Origin of the sequence: Nostoc sp. CCY 9925 (genome assembly GCF_963920935.1) — a bacterium.
Classification (GTDB): domain Bacteria; phylum Cyanobacteriota; class Cyanobacteriia; order Cyanobacteriales; family Nostocaceae; genus Nostoc.
The window spans coordinates 70,780-92,919 of sequence record NZ_CAWUDO010000012.1 but is presented as its reverse complement, the minus strand read 5'-3'; the positions used below and the strand labels follow the sequence as shown (position 1 = coordinate 92,919).

Annotated in this window: 18 protein-coding genes; 2 read left to right on the top strand and 16 right to left on the bottom strand. The window is 39.1% G+C overall.

Going from position 1 to position 22,140, the window contains the following annotated elements:
* Positions 1 to 4: 4 nt before the first annotated feature.
* From ACM0OY_RS09160 to ACM0OY_RS09100, 13 genes are all read right to left on the bottom strand, one after another.
* Entirely contained in the window at positions 5 to 280 is a 276-nt protein-coding gene (locus ACM0OY_RS09160) for a TM2 domain-containing protein (protein ID WP_414568553.1), read from the bottom strand.
* A gap of 786 nt (positions 281 to 1,066) precedes the next feature.
* A complete protein-coding gene (locus ACM0OY_RS09155) occupies positions 1,067 to 2,644 on the bottom strand; it encodes a type II CAAX prenyl endopeptidase Rce1 family protein (protein ID WP_414568552.1) in 1,578 nt (525 codons plus the stop codon).
* Between the two features lie 502 nt (positions 2,645 to 3,146).
* Positions 3,147 to 3,404, bottom strand: coding sequence for a hypothetical protein (locus tag ACM0OY_RS09150; RefSeq protein WP_414568551.1), 258 nt, complete (start codon positions 3,402 to 3,404; stop codon positions 3,147 to 3,149).
* A 63-nt stretch (positions 3,405 to 3,467) separates the two neighbouring features.
* Positions 3,468 to 3,707, bottom strand: coding sequence for a hypothetical protein (locus tag ACM0OY_RS09145; protein ID WP_414568550.1), 240 nt, complete (start codon positions 3,705 to 3,707; stop codon positions 3,468 to 3,470).
* Between the two features lie 403 nt (positions 3,708 to 4,110).
* The gene (locus ACM0OY_RS09140; RefSeq protein ID WP_414568549.1) at positions 4,111 to 4,686 is read right to left on the bottom strand and encodes a hypothetical protein; all 576 of its coding nucleotides are present in this window, start codon (positions 4,684 to 4,686) and stop codon (positions 4,111 to 4,113) included.
* Between the two features lie 184 nt (positions 4,687 to 4,870).
* Positions 4,871 to 6,442 carry a hypothetical protein gene (locus ACM0OY_RS09135; protein ID WP_414568548.1) on the bottom strand — a complete coding sequence of 524 codons (1,572 nt, stop codon included), beginning with the start codon at positions 6,440 to 6,442 and terminating at the stop codon, positions 4,871 to 4,873.
* An 8-nt stretch (positions 6,443 to 6,450) separates the two neighbouring features.
* Complete coding sequence (locus tag ACM0OY_RS09130; protein ID WP_414568547.1) at positions 6,451 to 7,143, bottom strand: hypothetical protein; 693 nt, start codon at positions 7,141 to 7,143, stop codon at positions 6,451 to 6,453.
* A 102-nt stretch (positions 7,144 to 7,245) separates the two neighbouring features.
* Positions 7,246 to 8,070: a hypothetical protein gene (locus tag ACM0OY_RS09125; protein WP_414568546.1), complete on the bottom strand. Its 825-nt coding sequence runs from the start codon at positions 8,068 to 8,070 to the stop codon at positions 7,246 to 7,248.
* 158 nt (positions 8,071 to 8,228) lie between these two features.
* Positions 8,229 to 9,278, bottom strand: coding sequence for a hypothetical protein (locus ACM0OY_RS09120; protein ID WP_414568545.1), 1,050 nt, complete (start codon positions 9,276 to 9,278; stop codon positions 8,229 to 8,231).
* A 186-nt stretch (positions 9,279 to 9,464) separates the two neighbouring features.
* The gene (locus tag ACM0OY_RS09115) at positions 9,465 to 10,271 is read right to left on the bottom strand and encodes a hypothetical protein (RefSeq protein WP_414568544.1); all 807 of its coding nucleotides are present in this window, start codon (positions 10,269 to 10,271) and stop codon (positions 9,465 to 9,467) included.
* Positions 10,272 to 10,517: 246 nt separating this feature from the next.
* Positions 10,518 to 13,265, bottom strand: a complete 2,748-nt coding sequence (locus tag ACM0OY_RS09110; RefSeq protein ID WP_414568543.1) for a hypothetical protein — start codon at positions 13,263 to 13,265, stop codon at positions 10,518 to 10,520.
* A complete protein-coding gene (locus ACM0OY_RS09105; RefSeq protein ID WP_414568542.1) occupies positions 13,219 to 13,590 on the bottom strand; it encodes a hypothetical protein in 372 nt (123 codons plus the stop codon). The genes ACM0OY_RS09110 and ACM0OY_RS09105 overlap by 47 nt, the downstream gene beginning before the upstream one ends.
* Before the next feature lie 15 nt (positions 13,591 to 13,605).
* A complete protein-coding gene (locus ACM0OY_RS09100) occupies positions 13,606 to 14,229 on the bottom strand; it encodes a hypothetical protein (RefSeq protein WP_414568541.1) in 624 nt (207 codons plus the stop codon).
* A 1,434-nt stretch (positions 14,230 to 15,663) separates the two neighbouring features.
* On the opposite strand from ACM0OY_RS09100, the gene ACM0OY_RS09095 reads away from it, so the two are divergent.
* Together ACM0OY_RS09095 and ACM0OY_RS09090 are read left to right on the top strand one after the other, a co-directional pair.
* Complete coding sequence (locus ACM0OY_RS09095; protein ID WP_414568540.1) at positions 15,664 to 17,130, top strand: substrate-binding domain-containing protein; 1,467 nt, start codon at positions 15,664 to 15,666, stop codon at positions 17,128 to 17,130.
* Positions 17,131 to 18,128: 998 nt separating this feature from the next.
* Entirely contained in the window at positions 18,129 to 18,362 is a 234-nt protein-coding gene (locus ACM0OY_RS09090; protein WP_414568539.1) for a DUF3134 domain-containing protein, read from the top strand.
* 200 nt (positions 18,363 to 18,562) lie between these two features.
* Here the strand turns inward: ACM0OY_RS09090 and ACM0OY_RS09085 are convergent, their stop codons facing one another.
* The 3 genes from ACM0OY_RS09085 to ACM0OY_RS09075 all read right to left on the bottom strand — a co-directional run bounded on the left by ACM0OY_RS09085 (position 18,563) and on the right by ACM0OY_RS09075 (position 22,099).
* Positions 18,563 to 18,886, bottom strand: a complete 324-nt coding sequence (locus ACM0OY_RS09085; RefSeq protein ID WP_414568598.1) for a helix-turn-helix transcriptional regulator — start codon at positions 18,884 to 18,886, stop codon at positions 18,563 to 18,565.
* A gap of 295 nt (positions 18,887 to 19,181) precedes the next feature.
* A complete protein-coding gene (locus ACM0OY_RS09080; RefSeq protein WP_414568538.1) occupies positions 19,182 to 20,465 on the bottom strand; it encodes a murein transglycosylase A in 1,284 nt (427 codons plus the stop codon).
* A 299-nt stretch (positions 20,466 to 20,764) separates the two neighbouring features.
* Positions 20,765 to 22,099, bottom strand: coding sequence for a proton extrusion protein PcxA (locus ACM0OY_RS09075; RefSeq protein WP_414568537.1), 1,335 nt, complete (start codon positions 22,097 to 22,099; stop codon positions 20,765 to 20,767).
* Positions 22,100 to 22,140 lie beyond the last annotated feature (41 nt).

Genomic DNA, 22,140 nt, shown 5'->3' with positions numbered 1-22,140 from the left:
GTTTCTAGAACCAACCCTGTTTATTTACAAAGTAGGTATCTACAAATTCTTCGGGGGACTTATTCAAGTAGATCATGCCTTCAATTAAACCTACGAGTTGCATAATCAACAAAGCAACGCCGTAGGTAAAAGAACCCCCAACTACAGAAATCACCAACATGATCAGGCCTTCTGGGGCATATCCGAGAATAAACTTATGAACGCCAAACCCTCCAAGGATAATCCCACAGTAACCAGCTAACAGTTGTTTAGTAGGATGACTGGGGTTGAGATTTGCCATATGAGTGCTGCTCCTTAATAAGTGAGGTATAAAAATAAAGTCTTTATTGTAATAAAAATGAGTAAATATATTTGCTAAGCAAATATATTTTTAATTTTTTCACTACGAGTAACCGCCGAGATCGATAACTAAAATAGAGCGTGCTTCTACTCTAGAGGGAAAGCTGGCAAGATGAGATATAAAATGTCTCTTCGGAAACACAGTTTATAGCGGATGCTGCGGCACTTGTGGGGCGCTTTCAACATAGACTAAAAATTTGTAGCTCGTTGAGGGCTTTTGGTGGATTTGATTGCAAATCCTGGTACAGCAATTGTGCAGACTTTCTGACAAAAGATTTATTTTGAGAAGAATAAACCTCAGTTATCAACAACAATTGCTATGAATACCACTTTTTACAAATCCATCAGTATTATTTCCGGAGTTTTTTATGATCGCAGCAATAACGAGTATTGGTTGTGTGGGTACTACAAAACCGTGATTTTAACTTATTTTTAGGTATCAATCACTACTTGCAGTAGTGCAAACTGGATTTGCAATCAAATTAATTACAGACACAAATAACTTTGTAAGGCAATTAAAATCTCTAAAATGGCTAAAATTACCCTATGAGAATAAATGCTTAGCTCGATAGTTTGTTGTCTATATTCAGAGCATTATTTAATTTGCTTTTGCCTTTGTTTGGCGTTTAGCGAGTATTTATGCTTACAACCAATTATAACTAGTAAATTGTTGCTATCTATGGAGATATCAGATATTTCCATTTTTAGCAACCGTATATTACTAGCATTAATTATTACCAAGCACAAAAAGACTTAATAATGTACCACTATTCCAGAGACTGTGGAGAAGTATGGGAGCCAGGAGATTGCGCGATCGCGTATAGACTACGCCCAATACAATGCCCAAGGCTGTGAGTGGTAGAATTTCTGATAGGCTCAGGTGAGCGACGGCAAATAACAAACTACTGACAAGAATTGATGCCCACACAGGTAGATAACGAGTTAGGGAGGGTAACAAAAAGCCACGAAATAGAAGTTCTTCAAAAAATGGAGCAGCGATCGCCGCTGTAAAGAAAAACATGCTAAGTGCTACACCATCTTGGCTTTCAAGGGCTAGTTGCAACAGTGGATTGCTACCACCTTGTCCTTGCCAGAGTTGTTGATTAATTAAAGATACTACTACAACTATGGGTAAAGCAGCGCAATAACCCCCCAGTCCCCACAAAAACCACTTATCTAGAAAACGGAAGCGAAACCAGAATTCCGGTAGGGGAAAAAAGCGTTTAATAGAGAAATACAGTACTAGTAACGCTCCTGATGCTACCAGTATATAACTAACTAAAACCGAAAAAGCCTGGAGTCTCACATCAGTAACAGGACGCGGGATAGGGAGCAGCGATATTACTGCGGGCACAAAAAGTTGTCCCATGAAGAAAAAGCCCACGACAAAAACCTGTAAAACCGTTTCCACATCCCAAGGTGTTGACCAAGCTAAATCAGCATTTTGACCTAATAAAGAGGCTTTTCCTTTGAGTAAACGTTGAGCAAACAAGAAAATCAGCAGTATTAGACCAATTAATGCTGCCAAAGTGGGAATAGTACCAATAATTGCTAACTTCAAGACTGCACCAGCAGCAGCTTCTTGTTGTGCAGCTTTAACTTCTGATAGGGCTTCTTGTCGCTGCTGGAGTTGATATAGCCGAACCAAAGCAGTAGAGCGAAACCAACCTTCTAAATTCTTTTGAATTGGTTGTTGAGCATTGGGGAGTAGCTGGGGAGTATTACTCCACAATCCACTTAATACAGCAGCAGTTTGTCCAAATTCTGGATTGATATCTGGGCGCTTTTGTAATTCACTCCAAGTTTTAAGGGCTGCATCCGTCTGTCCTTGCTGTGCTTGTAAAATTCCCAGTCGCAGGTCTAATTCAGCTAGTAATTTTTGTAATTCCTTAAAGGACTTCTGTAACTGTTGCTGCTGTGTTTGTTCAGAAGTTTTAGTATTAGGAGAAACATCTGGTAGAGGTTTAGGAGGCGTGGGAGTTATTTCAGACTCAGAGCGCAATTGTGCAAGTTTATTGTTAACTTTGTCCAAATTAGTTTGAACAGATTGACGCGCTTCTTGATACTGCTTTGTAGCACTTTCTAGGGGTTGCTCGCCAAGTATCGCGCCTCGAATCCCCTCAAGATTGTCATCGCTGCTATCTTCTGATTGCCAAGCTTGGGCTTGCAGAGCGATATTGGTTTGGTACAGTTCTAAGCGGCTTTGAAACTGAGGTTCTTGCCAACTACCAAATAAAGACAAAACTGCCAACAGAACTGCCATTGGCGTCATTATAAAAATCAAAATCAACCGCTTTAGTGTCATCTATCCCTCTTTTACCGTACTCAGTGCTGAGTGGGGGGTAGGGAGGTGTGGGAGGTGTGGGAGGTGTGGGAGGTGTGGGAAGGATGAGAAGCTTTTTTATAATTTCACCCCACTCCTCCATCTCCCCACACTCCCCCATCTCCCCATCTCCTGATTTTCCTGCATCCCCGTGCCCCTTCTCTTTCCGTCCCCTTGGGAATTATCGCAAGAAAAAGTCAGAGGTGGATAGATATTATCAATATTATGAGTTTGTTATAAGTCTGCGATGCCTGCGGCGAGCTACCCCTACGCACCCACCATGTTAAAGTACAACCTATTGCACTACTTACTCTTTGCCGGGGATGTGCTTATTCTGGCGATGAACCTGTAGATAATCAACTACAAGATTTGATTCCTGGCTTGTTAGATACGTTGATGTTGTGATGATTTCAAAAACTGCCACAGAAGCGATCGCTTTGCTAGAAAATGAATAAAGTCAAGCTCAGATTTTCTGCAAATGCGATTATGAATGAACTTTCCCTTTAATTAAACGGTGAAACAGGCGACAAGGCCAGAAAAAAGCTCCACAAATACTTACTAAGACAATAACAGCGACAAGTCGCCAACTCAAATTAGGCGAATTATCAGACTCCAAGGACTGAGTTTGTGTGTTTTTAACTAGTTCTGGCGCAGAATCAGAGAGCTGACTGGCTGTACTCACCCCTTCAATTGCCGCTCCAATTAGATAAGCTACCAGGGCAATTATTAGCCAGTGGTTCATTCTCATGCACTATTTGAACTGTGAGCGTATGTTTGACAGTGAATAATCATTGAGTTTTTCGTCCTAATGATTGCCACCTTGCCCCAACGATAATCGACCTTCAGCCGTATCGCGAATTAGAGGCAGTTTAGATTTGATATAGGTATTGAGGGTGCTATCTACCTGAGCGTCAAGTCCTTGCTTAGCTTTTAACTGCTGAAGGAGCAGTTGTACTAAAGCCGCATCGTCAAAGTGGAGCAGTGTGTTGACCTGGGTAGACTCGATTACAGCCCAGAGCTGTTGCATCATCTTGGCAGTGATCATGAGCTTGTAACTTTTTAATATTTTCTTTATATTTGCACGAATTCGTAATTTGTGGTTAGTTTTTATCTGAATATTTGTAAAGACGACGGTTTATTGGGGAGATGAGGCAATACTTTTCGGTTAAAGGGGAAAGGTAATACCAATTCAAAATTCACGCATTCAAAATTTAACCCTGAGCGGAGTCGTACGGAGAAGCAAGCTACGCGTAGCGTCTCCCAGAGAGGGATCAAAATTAAGAAAGCCAGACAGGACAGGGGTTTGGGAGTATGTATTTGTTGTATTCTTTTTTCAAATTGGTATAATTATTCACTGGAGTAACGGAAACGTCCCCCGTTGTTCGCTCTTAGCGTTTCCGCAGGGTAGCAACTGGTTCTTAACAGTCAGCAGTCTTAATGCCCAATTCTTACTGTGAATTTCTCGCACAAGATGGTTGCTGAGCAGAAGGAGGATCGGGATAAATTGCTAGAGTGTGATAGTCTGGAGCATTTTCACCATATAACACTCGAAAAGTATACAGTTTGTTTCTACCTTGCCCTTCGGTAACAACTGTTAAAAGTGTATTGCTAGTTTTAGGAAGTCCGGGAATATTTAGCTTGGGAATTCGCCTCAGTTGAATTACATTCGCTGCTGAGTTTTTACAATCTCCAGTAGTAGTGTTCGGTTTTTCACCAAACTGCATACATACTGGGCCATCAAAATCTATAGTTACTTGCGATGGATCGTTTAACCAAACTTTTTTAATTACTTCTCCAGCGGGAATAAAACTTAAGTTTGTTCCTTGCTGATAGGAAACATTGATGGTGGGTATTAATCCCCCTAAGCCCTGTCCTTGGCAAGAAAATATAGAACGCAGAACGGCATTATTAGCTACAACACGACCTCCCAATAACAACACAGTAACCAAGAAAATTAAGGAACCTATAGGTAGGAAATAATAATTTTTTTGGGTATTTCCTGGTAACTTAGTACTGTTTTTCATGGTTGCAAATGAGGAAATTGGTAGATATCAAAGGGAATTAAAAAGGATTATCCCAAGCCTATTTGAAGATAAGGTAGAAAATTATTTACTAATTATTACCTAATTCCAAATTCTGAATAACTGTGCGTCAAAAGCTAGAATTCTGCCTGAATTGAATGCCTAAAATTGGGATAAATAGTATTTTTTAAAATTGTGTTACTTGGTTGACATATATTTCAATATTTGTGCCAGCAGGCAAAAACCAAATGTTCGTTTGTTGTGACATTTGGGCGATCGCCTGTTGATTGCGTTGGGCAATTTGGGGTACTACGGAGTTCAAACCACCTTCAACAATCCCAGCCGGGATATTTTCTCCGGTGTTAGTGTTGCTAACGACTGTGCTTCCACCATTGATGGTGACAACTTGGCCGTCGGTACGATTTAATAATTCTGCTGCTTTACCAATACCTCCCAAAACGAATAATCCTAGATCCATTGATGCTATGGACGAACTTTGATTGGGAAATTTATTGGCTACTAAGGGTCTACCTTTGACCCCACGAGTAATAATTGAATTGTTGGGTAAGCTTTGTTCTGTAAGGTTGCCATCATTTTGTGAGATAACTTTAGTTACGTTCATCTGCAAAAGACCTTGTTCAGAAATAGAACGAATTTCAGCGAGAAATTCGGTGTTTGCAGGTAGAGCGACCTCACCATTGGTAGATTTTAGGGGTTCTTTCAATCGAATCACAAATACGTTTTTCTCTGTTTCTCCTTCGTTATTGCCCCCTCTGGTAGTTTCGCCAAATATCGCTGTTGCGAATACAGCTTTAACACTAGTGCCGATCGCTACGGTTTTCTGTCCTTGTTGTTGTGCTTGGCTGACTACAGCAGGTGGTTGTCCTGGGCTTTGGCTTTGCTCAGGAGGATTGGGGTTTGGTGTCTCTTGAGGCGGCTGCATTTCGTTTGTCGGTTGGGGAGCAGCTGCAATGTTATTAGGTTGTTCCGTGACATTTACTTGGCCGTAGCTACCCAACTTTGCTAACTTTGTCCACTCATCGAATGGGTTTGGTGGGGGTGGTGGGGTAATGTTGACGACGGGTTGAGTGTTTGGCTTGAGAACTGGTAGCTGGGATATTGGTAAAGGTTGAGGAGCAGGTACTCTGACGATGCGTTCAACTGTCACTGGCTGAGGAGCGTAAACTATTGGTGGGGGTGCTGGGATCACTTGTTGTCTCCTTCTGGAAGAAACTGATGGTTCTGCCAAAGCTACTGTAGTGGTTGGTTTTGGCATTCTCAGCTTTTCTTGGGCAGCTTTGACTGACTGTGCTTGTTCAGTCAGGGCTAATTTAGTTTTGAGAGTCTCGATTTCGCCTTCTAGCTGTTGAGAAGTTGTTTCGTTGCTTGGCTGCGATCGCACTTGTGGGGTAACAAGATTATTTCTGGGCTTTTGACTGCTACCACTCATCAATTGCGACAAAAACACACCAGCCACCAAAACTACTGCTAAGGTAGCAGCACCTACTAGGCCTAATTTGGCAAAGGGATTGGATGAGAGGGGTTGCTCTGTCTTAACTTCTTCTGCTTCAGAGGACGGTTGCAAGATTGCAGGGTCTTCTGATGCTTGGCGAAGGCTAGAAGATTCTTCTTCAAAGCCAACCAACCTTGCCATCCGTGATTCCCAATCGTCAAATTCTTTTTCTAGTTGGCGTTCGTCGGTGTCTAAAGTTAATAAACTTGGTGGAGATGTTTCTGTCGGAATTGAATATTGAGTCATGGTAAAGCTTAGTTTAAATTTCCAGAACAATTTTTATCTTGAATTTCACACACATTATAAATTTCTAGTCTGGCTTCACCAAGGCGGTAAACTGCGAAGTGCGACGGAAGCGGCGCATTTGGTAGTGAAGTTGCTGGTTCATTTATCGATCTAACTAAAATTTGTTTATTAAATGAAATTGATTTTCCCAATTTATCATAACTGCTAAAGGTTAATTGATTGGCAAACATCTCCACTTTCCATCTGCCATTGCCTATTTTTGTCGGTTGAGATATTTTTTGGATTACTAATACATTTTCAGTGCCTCTATTGACATTTTCAAATTGGCGATCGGGATTTAAGTTAGTTAGTTGTGATTTGAGTTTTTCCTTAAAATCATCAGCTACCAGCTGGGAGCTAATTTCCCAGACTGTTGTTGGCGGCTGTTGCTGTGACCAGGTGAGCATTAAGCTCATAGTTTCAGCTACAAAGCGCCGAATAGTTTCTGGTTGTCGCTCTAAATTATCTTGAGGGTCTACTGTAATCACACGACCATCAACGAGTTGTACTAAACTTTGAGGCGTGAGTTGCCGACCTAACTGTTGTAACATAGACCCGTGAAATATTAGTAACAGTAACGTAAATACATGTAAACCAAATGTTCCTACAGCCAACAGTGGTAAGGCATTACTTTTTTTATTTTCTGATTTAAATATCTGCATTAATAATTTGTTGTTATACTAATTTAACTATATTGCTTGTCTAATTTAGAATTCTGCTTCACTAATTTGACTCAAGTTTTTTTACTTCATAATTCAAAATTTTTATCTGATAAAGTTATCGGTTCTTTGTTGAATTTTGCATTCTTTTAGTTGAGCTTCATTGAGGTTATTGGAGTTATCTAACAAACATAAATCTCGAATTTCATAAATCTCTAATCTATCAGCACGGACACTAAAAATTGCTTTTTGTAGGTCGGTGCCACTTTCGATTTGGGGATTAGGGAAATAATCCGCAGCACGCACAAGAAAATCTTTGTTGAAAGGAGTTATGACTCTTCTATCATCACCTCGGTTTTTTTGAATTAAATCTGCTACCATACCGACTCGCCATTTACCTGGTGCAATTTCTTTTGGCTGATAAATCCGCTTAATTACTAACTCTGATGTCATCCCTTGGTTGCGATTTTCAGAAAACACTTCTGGTGGTGTGATGTCGGCAATTGTGCTTAAGAAACCTTTACGGAAGTCTTCTGATAAAGCAAAACTAGCTATCCAGGTAGTAGTACTAATTTTTTGGCTGCCACCTTGGGGTGTTCTAATTAGTATTCCCAAATCAGATTTGGGATTTGCAACTTCTTCAATTCTTTGTGGGGGTAAGGTTCCCGACCACTTAAACATAGCAATCATCGTTTTGCTGATGAATTGACGAATTGCTTCTGGATCTCTTTTCAAATCATCAATTTCAGCTACCGTTTTTCCATCTATTAATTGTACAAAATTAGGTGGTTTTCTCAAACTAAGTTGCCGAATAGTTATCCCTTGAAATAAAAATAAAAGTAATACTAATATATGCAAACTAAAAGTGGCGATCGCAAAAATTGTTAAAACACTTGCTGTTCTTTTTCCTTTCTCTAGTAAACGTACCATTTAATCACCTCCTGCTGCAAAAAACTTTGTTCGTTATCTTATGATGATAGGCAATCTTTTTGAGCGAATGATTTAATATTCCTATATATTTTCATATTTACGATCGTGATTTTCTAACTATTCTGAATTCTGGGTTCTGACTCCTGAATTCTTTTCACTTATATTCTTTCCTTAACTAAAGAAGCCGTATTGCTGATAGCGCTGAAGACTGCAAAACCTCCAGCAGCAGCCACAACTAAAGATAAAATTGGTGCTAGAAGTCCGAGAAAAATCATGAACCACATTAAGTCTGGGTCAACATTAGCATCTTGACCCGGACCGTTAACAATTACTGCCGCAGTCAAGACAGCAATAATATTAAACGAAATCTTGGCAATTCCAATAGATAAAAACCCAGTTAGCCATGCAAAAATTGGTTTCCCAGCTACAGGTAGTAAAGACCCACCGACAGCAATTGGTCCTAAGACTGCTATCAGTAACATTGTCGCTTCTATTAAATTCTGGAAGGCATATTGTAACGACACTAAAAAGTTTTTCAGGCTTGTTTGGACTGTGGAACCTAATAAGGAATTAAATGAAGTTTCCGATACAATACCTGTGCCATATCTAATATTATCTACCTTCGTTTGTAGTCTAGATATCCAGTTTTTATTACCGTAGGAATCTCGATATTTCTGCCAGAGAACATTGACTTTTTCAGTAGCTTTTGCAAAACATTGAGTTTGCTGTTCGCCACTAAGTGACTGACAAGGACGCAGCAAAGAACCCGCTACTTCTTCCGCAACACTCATATTTAGTGCTTGCTGGTACATTTTTTCTGCATCTGCTGTCACCAATACTTGCTGATTTGCAGTGTCTATAAAATTCCGCACTCCCAATGTCAGAGTAGAAAGTATACTTCCACTGCCGGAATTATTTAAGAGTAGCACGACTACAAAAGGCCAAATTAATGCTGAGAAGGGACGGTTATATTCGTAGGTTAATAAATCTCTGAGGAATTGTACCATAAAAAACAACAGGGTTCCGACTGCAAAAAAAATACCCACATTTGTCAGCGTTCCATACAAGTTATTATTGGTGTTATTTTGTAATAAATCTAGCCATTGTTTGTCCCAACCTTCGGCAATACTTTGGGAAGTTGCAACACCATTATCGAGAATTTCATCAATGCCTACTTGGGCAAAAAGTAGCGGAATAGCAAGTTGCATTATTTTGATTTTTATAGGCTGTTTTTTGGTTTTTATAGAAGCAATTAAAGGATTTTTAGAAAATTGCTGCCTTTTATTTGTGTTGCAAGAATATGATAATTTGTGATTTTTACTAATTTTAATCACGCAGACACGCAGAGAGTAGGAGTTAAGAATATTTGAGTTTAATATTCCAATTCAGAAAACCTAATTATCAATTTTTCTGCCAAACAAATCTATCTGAGAAGTAGCTCGTAAAAGTCGTGCTGCTTCAGTAGATGTTTCGACTCTGCGAGCGCGATTTGCTTCTTCTGCCTGTTGAGAAATGTTTGCTAGATTTAGATTTGAGTATTGCAAAGACTGGTTAGTTTGTATTGTCTGGGCAAATGTTTCACCGACAATTTTTGATTGTTCCTGCTGAATTTTAATGCTTTGTGATTGGTTGGCATTGAGCAATTGTGCTAATATTGCGGTAGCTGGATCGAGTTTAGTCGCATCAAAAACAGGAATGGGAATTTTACTCAATAATTCTTGGGTCTTCTCTTCTGCTGCTTCAGCAAATCCAGCAATATTTTGTAAACTTCTTTCTGTATCTATTAACTTTATCTTTGACCGAACTTGTCCATTTTCTCCGAGAACACCAGTTGCTGCTCCACGGGTAATTACACGATTGAGTTCATTACTAACTAAATTTCCCCGCACGGCTGCATTATTTTCAAAGCGATCCGATCTAGAGTACAGAATTAAATCATCGCGAACTTTTTCCCCTGCACTAACGGGGTTGGGTATGTTCAATTCTCCCTTGGCATTATTCAAGGCATTTCGACTCTGGAGTTCTACAGGCTTTAAGTTATCGCTCAAATTGTATTGAAAGTAGTTTTGCAAATCTGTGGAATATGATTGAAAATCAGTCCAAACTTGGCCTAGTTGTGATGATTTAGTACTATATTGGGCTGCTACAGGTAGAATTGCCAGAGAAACTAAAGTCAATGTCAAAATGGTAGTTTTTCGCATAGATTTGTACCTGAAAAGGTAGACGAAATTATCTAGTGAGTCAGAAATTGAGTTGGCTGAAGTATTATTTAAACATTTCCCAGAATTAAATTATTACTAATTGTGGGGTAGACATCTTGTCCGCCTTTGCTTATTTATAGGCAGGCGAGACGCCCACCCCACAATTAATTTTTGGATATTTTTTAATTTGGTAGTCTCTGATAAGTTTTAGAATTCCGATTAGCTACTCACAGATATCCTCCCTGTTTAATTACTACGTAGTGTAGCCACTAACTGACGTGCAAATGCGGAAATTGCTTCATATTTATCGCTGTGAATTTGCATCATTTGGCTACGTGCAGTTTGTTCGTAGGGGTTGTTAGCCACTGCTGCTAATTGTTCGTAACCTGGATAGTAACGACAGAATGTATAAACGCCGTTATCATCTAGCAGCCATTGGCTATAAATGCCTTCTTTGCGCGGGAAAAAGCTTTCTGAGGCATTACGAGCAATAATTTTACGGGGATATTTTAAGATGTCTGCAAAACTATCTACTGCAACTGGTTGAATGCGTCCAATTAATCGCGTTGTTAAGTTTTGCAAAATTTTCGATGCGGCTTTGGATCTGGCAATGGTATCAGGATCTTGCGCTGATAAAATGACTCTAATACCTGCTTTGGCACCGTTGGCACAAATTCGACCAACTAAGTCAGAAATTTGCTCGAATTCAAATAAAATCGGGGCTTCATCGATGAAGAATATGGAAGCGGGACTACTTAATGCCCGTCTGAGGGCGGCTGAATAAGCACTTAAGGAGAGTACGGCTGCATCTTCACTATCTGAGAGATTTCTGAGAGCAAAAACTAAAAGTTGGGCGTCGGTGGGGAAGCTTGATGGTGCAGAAATGGCTTGTCCAACACGGCTAGAAAGCCAAAACCGCAAGCGCAGCTGAATTTGACTGAGAGCGTCTTCTACTCTGCCACTTAGGGAGCTAAGCTGCAAATGTTCTGGAGAACAGAAAAATAGAAAATCTTTTAAAGTAGGGGTTTTCTGCCAAGCTGGAGAACCAAAGCCTCCCGCCATTGCTTTGCGATATCGCTCTTTGATACCTTCATCAGCAAAGAAGACTTCTAAGGCTAAGTTGAGGATAGATCGCACTGTTTGCGATAAAATTTGACTTTCGGTAGACGATCCTAAAACCATTGTCATTAAAGCTGATTCTAGGAAAGATGTATAATCTACCATGCGATCGCGTTGTTGTTCTATATCTAACGCTCTTAAATCTGGCTGTTCAAATAAGTTATTCGATTGTTTGGAAATATCAAAATAGGCTCCATTCCCCTCCATAAACTGTGTATAGTCGGTAAAAGTAGATGTCCCATCCGGTTTGGGGAAATCTAGAGCTACTACGGGAATGCCATAGGCCAAAGCCTGAGTTAAAATTCCCGATACCAACACCGATTTACCTGCACGAGTTGTGGCAAATAAAGCTAAATTTTTGTGTTGGTTAAATAAATCCAAATGTACAGGTGTTCCGCCTTCTTCAGCAATCAATTCAAAGCCTTGTCTATCACCTCTTTTGGTTAAAACTAAAGGCATTAATCCCGGAACTTCACTTGTTAGATATAGCTGACGACGATTGAAGGGTGTTGCTAACAAACCTTCCCAAACTATCGGGAGAGTTTGCAGCCAAATTTTCCAAGCGTACTCGGTTTCTCTTATTACCCTTGCTGGACGTTGAAAACAGTTTTCAATATATCTTGTAGCCTCGTCTAATTTCTCGACAGTTGGCCGATGTACCAAAATAGCAATACTCGTATAAATCGGGACTGCACCTTCATACAATTGTTCTTGTGCTGCTACCGATTTTTTTAACTTTAATTGCGCGTTGACATCAATGGTTTTACTTTTTTCTTGAGCCAAAATTGTCGTCATATTTGACTGCTTCAGCACTCGTTGGAGAGTAGTTTTCACCAATGCTGGATTTGCCGCAGTCAATTCACAAAAAATCTCTGTATCTACTACTGTTTCTCTGGCTAAGAGTTCCCATAAATATCGCAGTTGAGCCGATTTATTTGGCCAACCACCGGGTTTTTCCAGAAATGACATTGTGCCAATATAGCGATTGTTGACATTCACCCAACGGCGATCGGCACGAGGTACACTAGACTCCATCAGTAAAGTTGTGCCGTGGATATTTTCTATCAACAATTTACTACTAGCTAAGTCTGAATTAACTTGTTCGTGCAGCCCATTTTCATCTAAGGTGATTAATTGGGGAATTTCTATTGGCTGAGTTTCATTAAATCTTCTCCAGATGTCTTCCCAGAGTTCTTCAGCACTCAAAGCTTTGACATCTAATCCCATTTTGTTAGATAAAATTTGCTCCCAGCGCGAAAAACCCTGTTTATAAGCATTCGTAATTACAGTTTCCAGACGTTGGTTTTCGGCTTCTGAGAGTTCACCTTTAAATTTCAACCACCATGATTCAGCTTTGACTAAAAGTCTCTCTATCCAATCATCTGCATTTGTAGAGGTTGTTTCCACTGTGTAGGTGACATAAATCCGTAAAAATTTGGGCTTCCGCACGCCAGATTTAGTCAGTTCTTTGATTCTCGCTCTCTCTGCCATCAGTAGATATTTAATATCTCTTGACGGCGCATTTCTAATAAGTGATGCTAATTCTTTTTGTCGTTCTGTGTCTGAACTAAAAGATCCTAAATGCAGTGTCATTCTTTCACCGCTAGGAATATCTTTCAACCCGGCTTCAATATTATTAAAAAGTGTATCGATTTGTTCTGGTCTTAAAGTGGTATGAATTCCCTTACAATCAAAACCAAAAACAAAGCAGAACCGATCCTTTTGAGTGCCTTTTGTCAACAGATAACCGCCAACATCACGTCCATTCAAGGAGACGCGCAACATTGTTGCCAGGTGTAAGGCATCTTCAAATGGTGTTAATCTAGTTTCATTTCCGGCGCCGCCGACGCTTTGTTTTCCGATTTTTTGCTTCATGGTTAACTTCCAGTAAGCTTTGATAACGAGCAAAGCCTCTTGTCCAAGCAGGAACGCCAATAAATTTGCTTAAAAAACTCCAACTTCTACCACCAGTTAATATCCACCAGGTTCCAATTCCCCAACCAGTCATTAGTAGTGTCCACAGCCATTTTTGAAATTCTTCTTGAAAAAGACCACCAAAAATCCCATTGATAATCAAGTAGGATGATAAGGCGATTACTGTCCAAGGAAGAATTTGATCGGCCGGAATTGGCCCTAATGAAGGTTGGCTTCCTAGAACTTGGTTAACTGGACGAAATTCTTGTTCCCGCTCTTCAGACATTTCTCAAATCTTAAATTAATTACTGCTATTGCCAATTACAAAGCGTGTGAGTACATCAGCAATGGTAACAGCTACAACGACTAATAGGGGAGTTCTGGCGATGCTTTGCCAATCTTCATCTTTACGAACTGCGTTGATGACACCAACCAAAGAAATTGCAATATACAGCAAGAAAAGTGCCCGCAATATATTAAATATCAAACTTACTGCGGTGTCGGCACCACCAGCATTATTTCCTGTTGAACCATCATTCAAAGTTTTTTTGAAAAACTTTTCCGCTTCGCCAAAAAACTGCGCTTGTGCGGGAGTTGCAAACTGATCTAACCAAAATAAACTCAGGACGATCGCTGCTGCTAAGATTTGTAATATGATCAGCGATCGCTTTGGTAAATTTACCTGCTGTCCAATTTTGTGTGTGATGACTGCAATTAAACTACCAACTAATAAACAAAATAGCAGGATAGGACTTTTTAGGCTGATAACGCTTAAAAATACAGCACAAGCAATCAAAAAAGGTACAGATTCAACCAAAATAACCAGACTGGATTTCAATGCCAGTCTTAACTTATGAGATCCTGTGGCTGCACTACCAGTTAAAGCTTTGAAAAAGTTTCTCTGGTGAGAACTTTGTCTAAACATTTGCTAATTTTCCTATGGTTTACTATGGGCGTTGGTGGTTTCAAATTTTACAGATGAAACAATTTTACATGATTTAACATTTATTTTTCCCCCAATTATAAAGTTCAGCAAAGTTGTACATCATAATACGATTTTTTATTAATTTAAGTTAACAACATATTAATATTTATTTAATAAGTGTGTGTATGCCCTGAGAAAGTAGGTTTTTAGCTCTTAACCATAACTGCTACACTCTTCCTAAAGTTTTTCTCTGCCAGGAGTTTGCTTTCGCTAACTATCAGTTTGAGAAATCCAGTGGTAATGCTAGATAATCCTTGGTAGCATAGCGCTCTTTAATCACTATCGCCATAGTTACATCTGAATCCTTTGTCTAGAGGTAGTTTTGCTCACTAGACTTGGGTACTTAAGTGTTACACTACCCCACTTGCTACAAGTTTGCCAAACCAATCAAGCAAATGGCTGCTGTATCCCATTTGCCAAGGCTTTTGGGAATACTTTTAGAGATTATACTAGCACTACCATTCACATCCGTGTTAATCAGTCTACCGTCACTAGCAGTAAGTAGGCCACGTTTTAAATATAGGATTTCTATCTGATTGCATAAAAAAACTCGCTCTCAACTCGAACAGCCTGATTCTTTATTCCCCAGTCCCCTAGAGACAAGGATGATAGCGCCTGTACCCACCCACACCCTTCCTATCGCGCTTCGCGCACCACCTAGTTCAGTTCAAAAATCTACTAGATTCAGAATGTTTAAAAATCGTTTGATTGTTGAGAAAAGATACTAAAACATTAGGCATTGAGGAAAAATACCAAATACCAAATGTCGGTTTTATAAATAGTAAAATAACCTACTTTTCTTGATGTACATAACGATTAATTTGTCAAGAACATAATTTATATTTTAAATCGATTGCAAGCTTTACTTTAAAACTTAGTGGGCAAAACTATATATAGATATAGGTTATGAGCGGAAATACTGGATTTTACTCTGAAGAGATTAATAAAAAGTAGTAACAAGCCCCTTTTTAAAACCCACTCAAAATAGTAGCAATATAGTTAATTGTTTTAATCTTTTCATAATGCAACCATGATTCTAATTTTACCTTAACACTCTACTGTTAAGTTCGTTGGAACATTCTGACAGCTATCACTCATAGCAGTCATAGAAAAATCGTGAAATTTTTATTTTCTTTGCTTTGCGCCTTTGCTATAGCTAATGGCAAGCTGTTGCGCGTCTAAGTCAAAGAAAGTGATGTTCATAATTATTTGCTCTAATTTTTTCACCAGTTTGTGCAAACTCGTGATTGATAAATAACTTTTTTATAACCAAATTTTTGGGGTGAAAAAAGTTTATTTTTTGATCGCTAGTTTGAGAATTGATTTTGTTTCTTTCAGGGTGTTAATCCCTAAATTAACTGCAAGGAGCTTGACATGGTTTTTTATTGCGATCGCCAATCGAATCATTTGATAAGTTCGATTTCTGTACTTGCCATCACAATTGGCTTAATAGCAGGTCAATCTGCTAGCGAAAAATCTCTAGCTCAGACCTCTACCACCCCTCCCCCAGCTGGAGTAACCTCGATAAATGGTCTAGGTGCAAGTACTGTAAATACTTTGTTTGTAGGTACAGGAGCAACCAATCCATGTCCTTTTGGCTCGAAAGGCTCATGGTTTAACGTTTTTGGTGTTGGAAATCCTTCATCCCTGAATACCGATCTAACTACAACCACCAACGGTTGTCCACCTGCAACTTATGGCCCAGTAGCTTCAACTACCACATTTAGATATGCTTCAGTTGGTAGTGGCGCAGGCATATCAGCTTTTTTCAGTCAAACCGTACCACCTGCATCACCTGGCCCTACCATCTTAGCCCCAGTCTCTTTTGCAGCTACTGATGACCCCTTAGCAGGAACACAAGTAGAACAAACAGTTACTACCGGTAGTGGAAGGCCCAATAGCGGAAAGGCGATTCAAGTACCTGTAGCAGGTGTCGGAATCACCTTATCTTACAACCGTACTGGTCTTACCATACCAGCAGCTGGACTGAGGCTTTCGCGAAATACTTACTGTGGTATTTTGAAGGGCACTATCACAAATTGGAACGATACCAGAATTAGAACTGATAACGGCGGCGCAGTCATCGCAGCCAATTTACCCATTAGAGTTGTACGTCGTAGTGACAGTAGCGGTAGCACTTTTGTTTTAAGCACTCATCTCAATACTGTATGTAAGACTGCTGCGACTTCAACCCTTCAAGCAGCTAACATCTGGGATAAAGGAGTAGGTAGCATAAGTACTTCAGGCACTGTACCTCCAACACCACCAGCTAATACAGTTGTTTGGCCAACAAGTTTCCTATCTGCCTCAGGAGGCGGAGGGGTAGCGACTACGATCTCAACTACTAGTGGTGCAATTGGTTATGTAGATAGTGCTACGCGCTTAGCGAGAAATCTACCTGCCGCACTCTTACGGAATAGGTCAGGTGCATACGTTGGTCCCACAACAGCTGGAATCCAAGGCGCTTTGAGTGTTGGAACCATCGTCAAATATGGTACTGCTCCCGCTAACAGGCTGATTAGAATTGATAATTTGGCCGATCCAACCGCTACAACTGCCTATCCCATTTCCACGGCAACTTACGTGCTGTTTTATGACGTATACCAAAACAGTACTACAGGCAATTTGATCGCAACTCGTATTAGAAGCTTCATCAGCTGGGCTTTAGCAAATGCGACACAACCAGTTCCTCCCACCATCAATTCCTCCAACCCCACTCCAGACCAGATAGCTATAAATCGGGGATATGCTCCTCTTCCCAATAGCATCAAAACTGTGGCTAGAACTGTTGTGAATACTTGCGTAAATACTGTTACTGGTACTTCTCCTTGTACCCCTTAGCTAGCAATCTGTTGGAAAATTCAGTTGTTAATTTAGTTAGCACATCACATCTTAACGACCATTAGCGGTGTTGCTGAATTTATAGCAGGGAACAGGCTTGAAAATCTTTTTGTGTCAGAGTTGGACGCTTGGTTTATGTCCTAACCTATCTGGTAACTGCTATAAGTATGAAATTTAAAACTTCAATACTTGAAGCCTTTGTTATTGTCCTTTTGTGCAAAACAAAATTCATACTTCAGTAACGCCCTTTTTCCGGGTTTGCTAAAAAATTCTGGTAAGGATATGAAAATTGTGCTTCAGGATTATTTTTATAATTCTGAAGCTTTATTTAGGTGATGATTCGTATCTATCAATGTTTATAAGTAGATGAATATAAATAAACATCAGATAGTTTATGATTGCGAATAGCCTAAGGTTGCGATCGCCATTACTATTTAGAGACTTTCAATGTGTAAGTCCTTAAATGAAAGGAAGCAGATGAGGAAGAATCTGAATCATCATTTTCACTTTTAAAATTGAATAATTTAATTTCTGGAATTCTCTTAACCTTTATTGAATTTTACTTAGTAAAAAATATAACTGGCTCTCGAGCATATTTAATTAATACAAAGTTGCAATGGAATACAATCAGACTGTTCTTAGGGACTAAAGATCTATCAGTCACAATAGTTAAGAAAAGTTCAACCGCCAAGTATGTTATGATTAGGTAGCTTGAGAAATATTTTCGGTCATGTTAGTGACTATATAGAGACCTCTCCGAATCTAAATCTCTACGCCCTTTGATTCTGGAGGTATTTTAGTTCAGTAATTGACCTGAAAAGTTTACTTTTGAGGATTCTGAAAATGAAAATTTTTAGCGAAGGAAACTGTACTGGAATACCTCTAAGAAACTGACATATATTACTGTCATAAATCTCTATAATGGACAGTAAACTGTGTTAAAAATCCAGATCCTATACGGATACTACTTGAACTTATATCGACAGTGAGCTTTTTTTATGCCTTCAAGTCCTCTGCGTGAAGAACCTCGTAATCAGCGAGCGCCTGTAATTCGTACAAGTAATGAATTTATTCTTTTGGAATGGCTAAAGTCAACTGGTCGTCTTATAGAACGCGAACATCAAGACTCTGACTATTTAGGTGAAATAGAAGAAATATCAGAAATGATAGATCTTGATGATATTCCTTACGATCATGATGATGATGATGTCGATCTGGATTTAGAAGCTTAATACTGTCTTGGGCAATTTGTAATTCTTAAATTACCATACCCAAACGTTTAATTGATTTCAAATCAATAGTTTACTTACCTGAAATACAGATAATTTGTAGGGTAGTACAGCTGTGCTACCCTACTTTATAAACAAGGGTGCTTGATATCGGTTTTCTTCATCGTCCTTTAAAACAGTGTGAGATTGCTGTCAGAAATAGCTTAAATTTTTGCTTTTCCTGTTGCATCAGAACTGTTTGTTGGAAATTTCTCATTGATACCCAACAAATGATGTATATCGCTTATAGAATCTGGAGCAGTAGATTCTTCTGGGGACTCGCTGACAAATTCAATCAACTCTTCTACTTGGCAATTCAAAGCTTTGCAAAACCGAATAATTCTTTCAATATGATCTGTCCCAGTTCTACCACTTTCCCAGTTTTGAATAGTGCTTTCAGTCACACCAACAAGACGCGATAACTCAAGCTGGGTTAGCCCTGCCTTTTCACGAAGCAAAGCAATCCTTGGTTTTGGCTTTTGTTTCACAGGTACAGCACTTTTATTCTGATCTATAGTCCTAGATCCTAGCATCAAAAAATCCCTATTTAGAAAATTACTAAAAAATTTTAGGCTTAAATAGAATTTAGAATTCAGAAGTAAAATAGGCTTAGCATCACGCTTTGAGGCTTAAATTGTGTAGCTGACTTGCGTTGAAATCTTGTGTATTTGGTAAAAATAATCGATGTATAAGCTTTATTAATAATAGTAATATTAACTAGATAACAGATAAACTGAAAACATGAGTATTTAATTCTAAATTCTGAATTCTGAGTTCTAAATTTTACTTCAGTAATAGATAAAATAATTGCCCATTACTAACTGTGACGCCAGCACGATCGCCTGCTATTTTACCAGTACCTAAAAAATAATCGACTCTACCTGCACCTTTAATTGCACCTCCGGTATCTTGGTCGAGAACATAGCGGCTAATAATCCGTTCTTCCATGTTTCCAGTAGAATTAACCAAGGGAATAGAAGCACGAATTAACGCTAAAGCACCAGGAGGCATGAGAGATTTATCTGTAGCGATAGAACGCTCTGCTGTTAGTGGTACATTGATGGAACCTTGGGCTGGTTCGCCGTGATTTTCTTGAAAAAAAACAAAGCTGCGATCGCGGGGAATATAAATATTTAATTCTTGGGGATGTTTTTGGAAATAATCGAGAATAATTGGCATGGTCATACCTTGTAGCGGTAGTTTGCCATCATTCGCCAATTCTCGCCCAATACTTTTGTAATTATAAGCAGTATTACCCGCATAACCTATAGTTGTTTGAGTACCATCAGTTAGTTGAAGTTTGGCTGAACCTTGAATTTGAACCATATACGGTTCAAGGCGATCGCGCAACCAAAATAATTCTAAACCTCGCAATTTACCTTTTGCAGCTTGTAAGCCATCTGCTCCTTCTAATTGTAGACGTGTAGGATGAGGTTTAGACCAGGAATTAAAATCAGGAGGTAATCGATAAACAGGATAGCGATATTCTGCTGTGGGGACGCGACTAGCAGCATAAAGCGGTTCGTAATAGGCGGTGAATAAAACAGCACCTTTGTTATCTTTACCGATTGATTGGTAATAAATAAATTCTCGTTCTATGGCTTGATGTAACTCGGTTGGTGAATTAGTTGTTAATAAAATTTTGCGGAATCTTTGCAAACTTTTGAATACGCGATCGCGGCTAATTCCAGCCACCTGATAATTTTGGTAAGCAGTCACAGCCCCTTGAGTTTTTAGGTATTCTAAACTGCGATCGATAGCTGTCAATAATGCTTTTTTATCTGGTATTTCTCCATAAATAACCTCATCCAAACAAGAAGCGTCACCCTGACAACAAGTAATCGGCGTCCTCTGGATTAATACTGCTTTTTGCTTTTGTGTAGATATATTTTGTTTTTCATCCGTCAACGATACTGGTATGTCCCACTTTTTCACCCGACATTCTGGCGGACTGAGTTCCGGATTTGCCAAAGATTGCATCCTCAACAAAGAAATTGACAGAACTACAAGTATAGTGATAGCTATAAAATTGGGAAATTTTACTAATTCAACAAGTATCTTTTTCATGAAAATATAAACGTTTAATCAATTCAGTTAAAAATATCATTAGTTGCATTGCAACGTCTGTTTGAATAGCGAAAAATTGTGGGGTATGGCGTGTAACCCCTGATTCACCAACAGTAACCCATCAAAATGAATGACCAAACACAAAAGAACACAAGCCCGTAAATTTATTTATGGGGATTATTAATTTTGAATTCGGAGCGAACGCGAGTGCGTCTGGTAGAGAAGCAACGTGACATAGACCATTAGTGTTAATAGCTTACAAAAGTTTCTATTCAGCAGATGAACCAATGCACCATGCCCTATTCATTCATATTACGGTAAGTAGCCACCGCCGAAGGCGATATCCGGTTTAGATATCGGAATATCCAGTATTTGAAAATAGTATCTAAAATCACTGGGAATGTGGCAATAAATAAGAAGATAAAATCTCGATTTGCTGGTAATCCCCAATGGCGAGATACACCTTCTAAAAGTACTTCCCAGCCGTGAGGAGAGTGGAAACCGACAAATATATCGGTAAACAAAATGATAATAAATGCCTTAGCACTGTCACTAAGTCCATAGACAACATGATCGAAGAAATCTTTCAGCACCGCAATAGAAGATTTGCTGGTCACCATCAGCCAGATAAAAGCAATCACTGAGAAAATATCTGCGAAAACATTTTTAATCGAATTAGAGCTTTCCCGGCGAAATTCTTCAGCAATCTCTGTCGCCCTATGCTTTAATTCTACTTCCATATGCTCAGGCGACAACGGAGGTGCATTACTAATCAAATTTTCAAACTTGATTCTTTCTTCAAATCTTTGTAATTCTCCCAGCGCTTCCTCTTCCATCTCGGAATTCAAGAATACTTCCGCTTGCTCAGTAGTTCTAAATCGGTCAACAGCTGGGCCTACTACAAAAGCTTTTGCTATTTGATGCGTCAAAAGTGGTACTATAATTAAGAGTAAAATAAATCTGATAGATATTATTGTTCTTCTTTGAGCTTGACGAAAACTCTGAATTACTTCTTCTTCAGAATTAGGGTCTAGTTCAACTTGCAAACGACTGATAGTACTTAAAATTGAACGGGGTAAAACTCCCATTGTATCGGTTTTACCCTTTTGTTTTTTATCGGATTTTTTCTCCACATCTTTAGTTGGTATCTTAGGCGGTAAAGCTGGAGTAATTGCTGAGTCAACTGGTGGAGTTTGAGGTTTCACCACTACAGCTTTAGAACTTATTTGTTCCGGAAGTGTTGTGTATTTCGAGATAACTCCATCGATAAAATTGAGCCTATCCAAAACAAAAGAAGCACTTAAATATTCTATGCCTGCTTTATCAGCAGCTTTTTGATTTTCTTCATCGAGAAACCAACGGCTTGCTCTAAACTCTGTAAGCCGCATTTTGGCAGTTTTTAATAGCTTGTTTAAGTCTGACTCAAAATAATCCATAACAGTGTTACTGTACATGGCTGAGCCAATGTCTATTTTATTACCATTAAAATGCTTGTCTTCTATTTCCTTGATCTTTAATGCTGCATCATAAGCCTCATTTAAAGAACGTTCAGGAGTCCGTAAGTAGCGTCGATAAGCAGCAAGTAAGAAAGAATAGATTTTTTGGCTAAAAACAGAGTTTTTCATTGCAGACAATCATCCAGCATTATTTGGTGATTCTTAACCTTAAGTTAACG

Coding starts and splice junctions, on each gene's coding strand:
- ACM0OY_RS09150 (WP_414568551.1), bottom strand. CDS start 3,404: ATGAACCACTGGCTAATAATTGCCCTGGTAGCTTATCTAATTGGAGCG.
- ACM0OY_RS09155 (WP_414568552.1), bottom strand. CDS start 2,644: ATGACACTAAAGCGGTTGATTTTGATTTTTATAATGACGCCAATGGCA.
- ACM0OY_RS09145 (WP_414568550.1), bottom strand. CDS start 3,707: ATGATCACTGCCAAGATGATGCAACAGCTCTGGGCTGTAATCGAGTCT.
- ACM0OY_RS09105 (WP_414568542.1), bottom strand. CDS start 13,590: ATGTCTGAAGAGCGGGAACAAGAATTTCGTCCAGTTAACCAAGTTCTA.
- ACM0OY_RS09115 (WP_414568544.1), bottom strand. CDS start 10,271: ATGCGAAAAACTACCATTTTGACATTGACTTTAGTTTCTCTGGCAATT.
- ACM0OY_RS09140 (WP_414568549.1), bottom strand. CDS start 4,686: ATGAAAAACAGTACTAAGTTACCAGGAAATACCCAAAAAAATTATTAT.
- ACM0OY_RS09160 (WP_414568553.1), bottom strand. CDS start 280: ATGGCAAATCTCAACCCCAGTCATCCTACTAAACAACTGTTAGCTGGT.
- ACM0OY_RS09080 (WP_414568538.1), bottom strand. CDS start 20,465: ATGAAAAAGATACTTGTTGAATTAGTAAAATTTCCCAATTTTATAGCT.
- ACM0OY_RS09095 (WP_414568540.1), top strand. CDS start 15,664: ATGGTTTTTTATTGCGATCGCCAATCGAATCATTTGATAAGTTCGATT.
- ACM0OY_RS09120 (WP_414568545.1), bottom strand. CDS start 9,278: ATGCAACTTGCTATTCCGCTACTTTTTGCCCAAGTAGGCATTGATGAA.
- ACM0OY_RS09125 (WP_414568546.1), bottom strand. CDS start 8,070: ATGGTACGTTTACTAGAGAAAGGAAAAAGAACAGCAAGTGTTTTAACA.
- ACM0OY_RS09100 (WP_414568541.1), bottom strand. CDS start 14,229: ATGTTTAGACAAAGTTCTCACCAGAGAAACTTTTTCAAAGCTTTAACT.
- ACM0OY_RS09090 (WP_414568539.1), top strand. CDS start 18,129: ATGCCTTCAAGTCCTCTGCGTGAAGAACCTCGTAATCAGCGAGCGCCT.
- ACM0OY_RS09135 (WP_414568548.1), bottom strand. CDS start 6,442: ATGACTCAATATTCAATTCCGACAGAAACATCTCCACCAAGTTTATTA.
- ACM0OY_RS09130 (WP_414568547.1), bottom strand. CDS start 7,143: ATGCAGATATTTAAATCAGAAAATAAAAAAAGTAATGCCTTACCACTG.
- ACM0OY_RS09110 (WP_414568543.1), bottom strand. CDS start 13,265: ATGAAGCAAAAAATCGGAAAACAAAGCGTCGGCGGCGCCGGAAATGAA.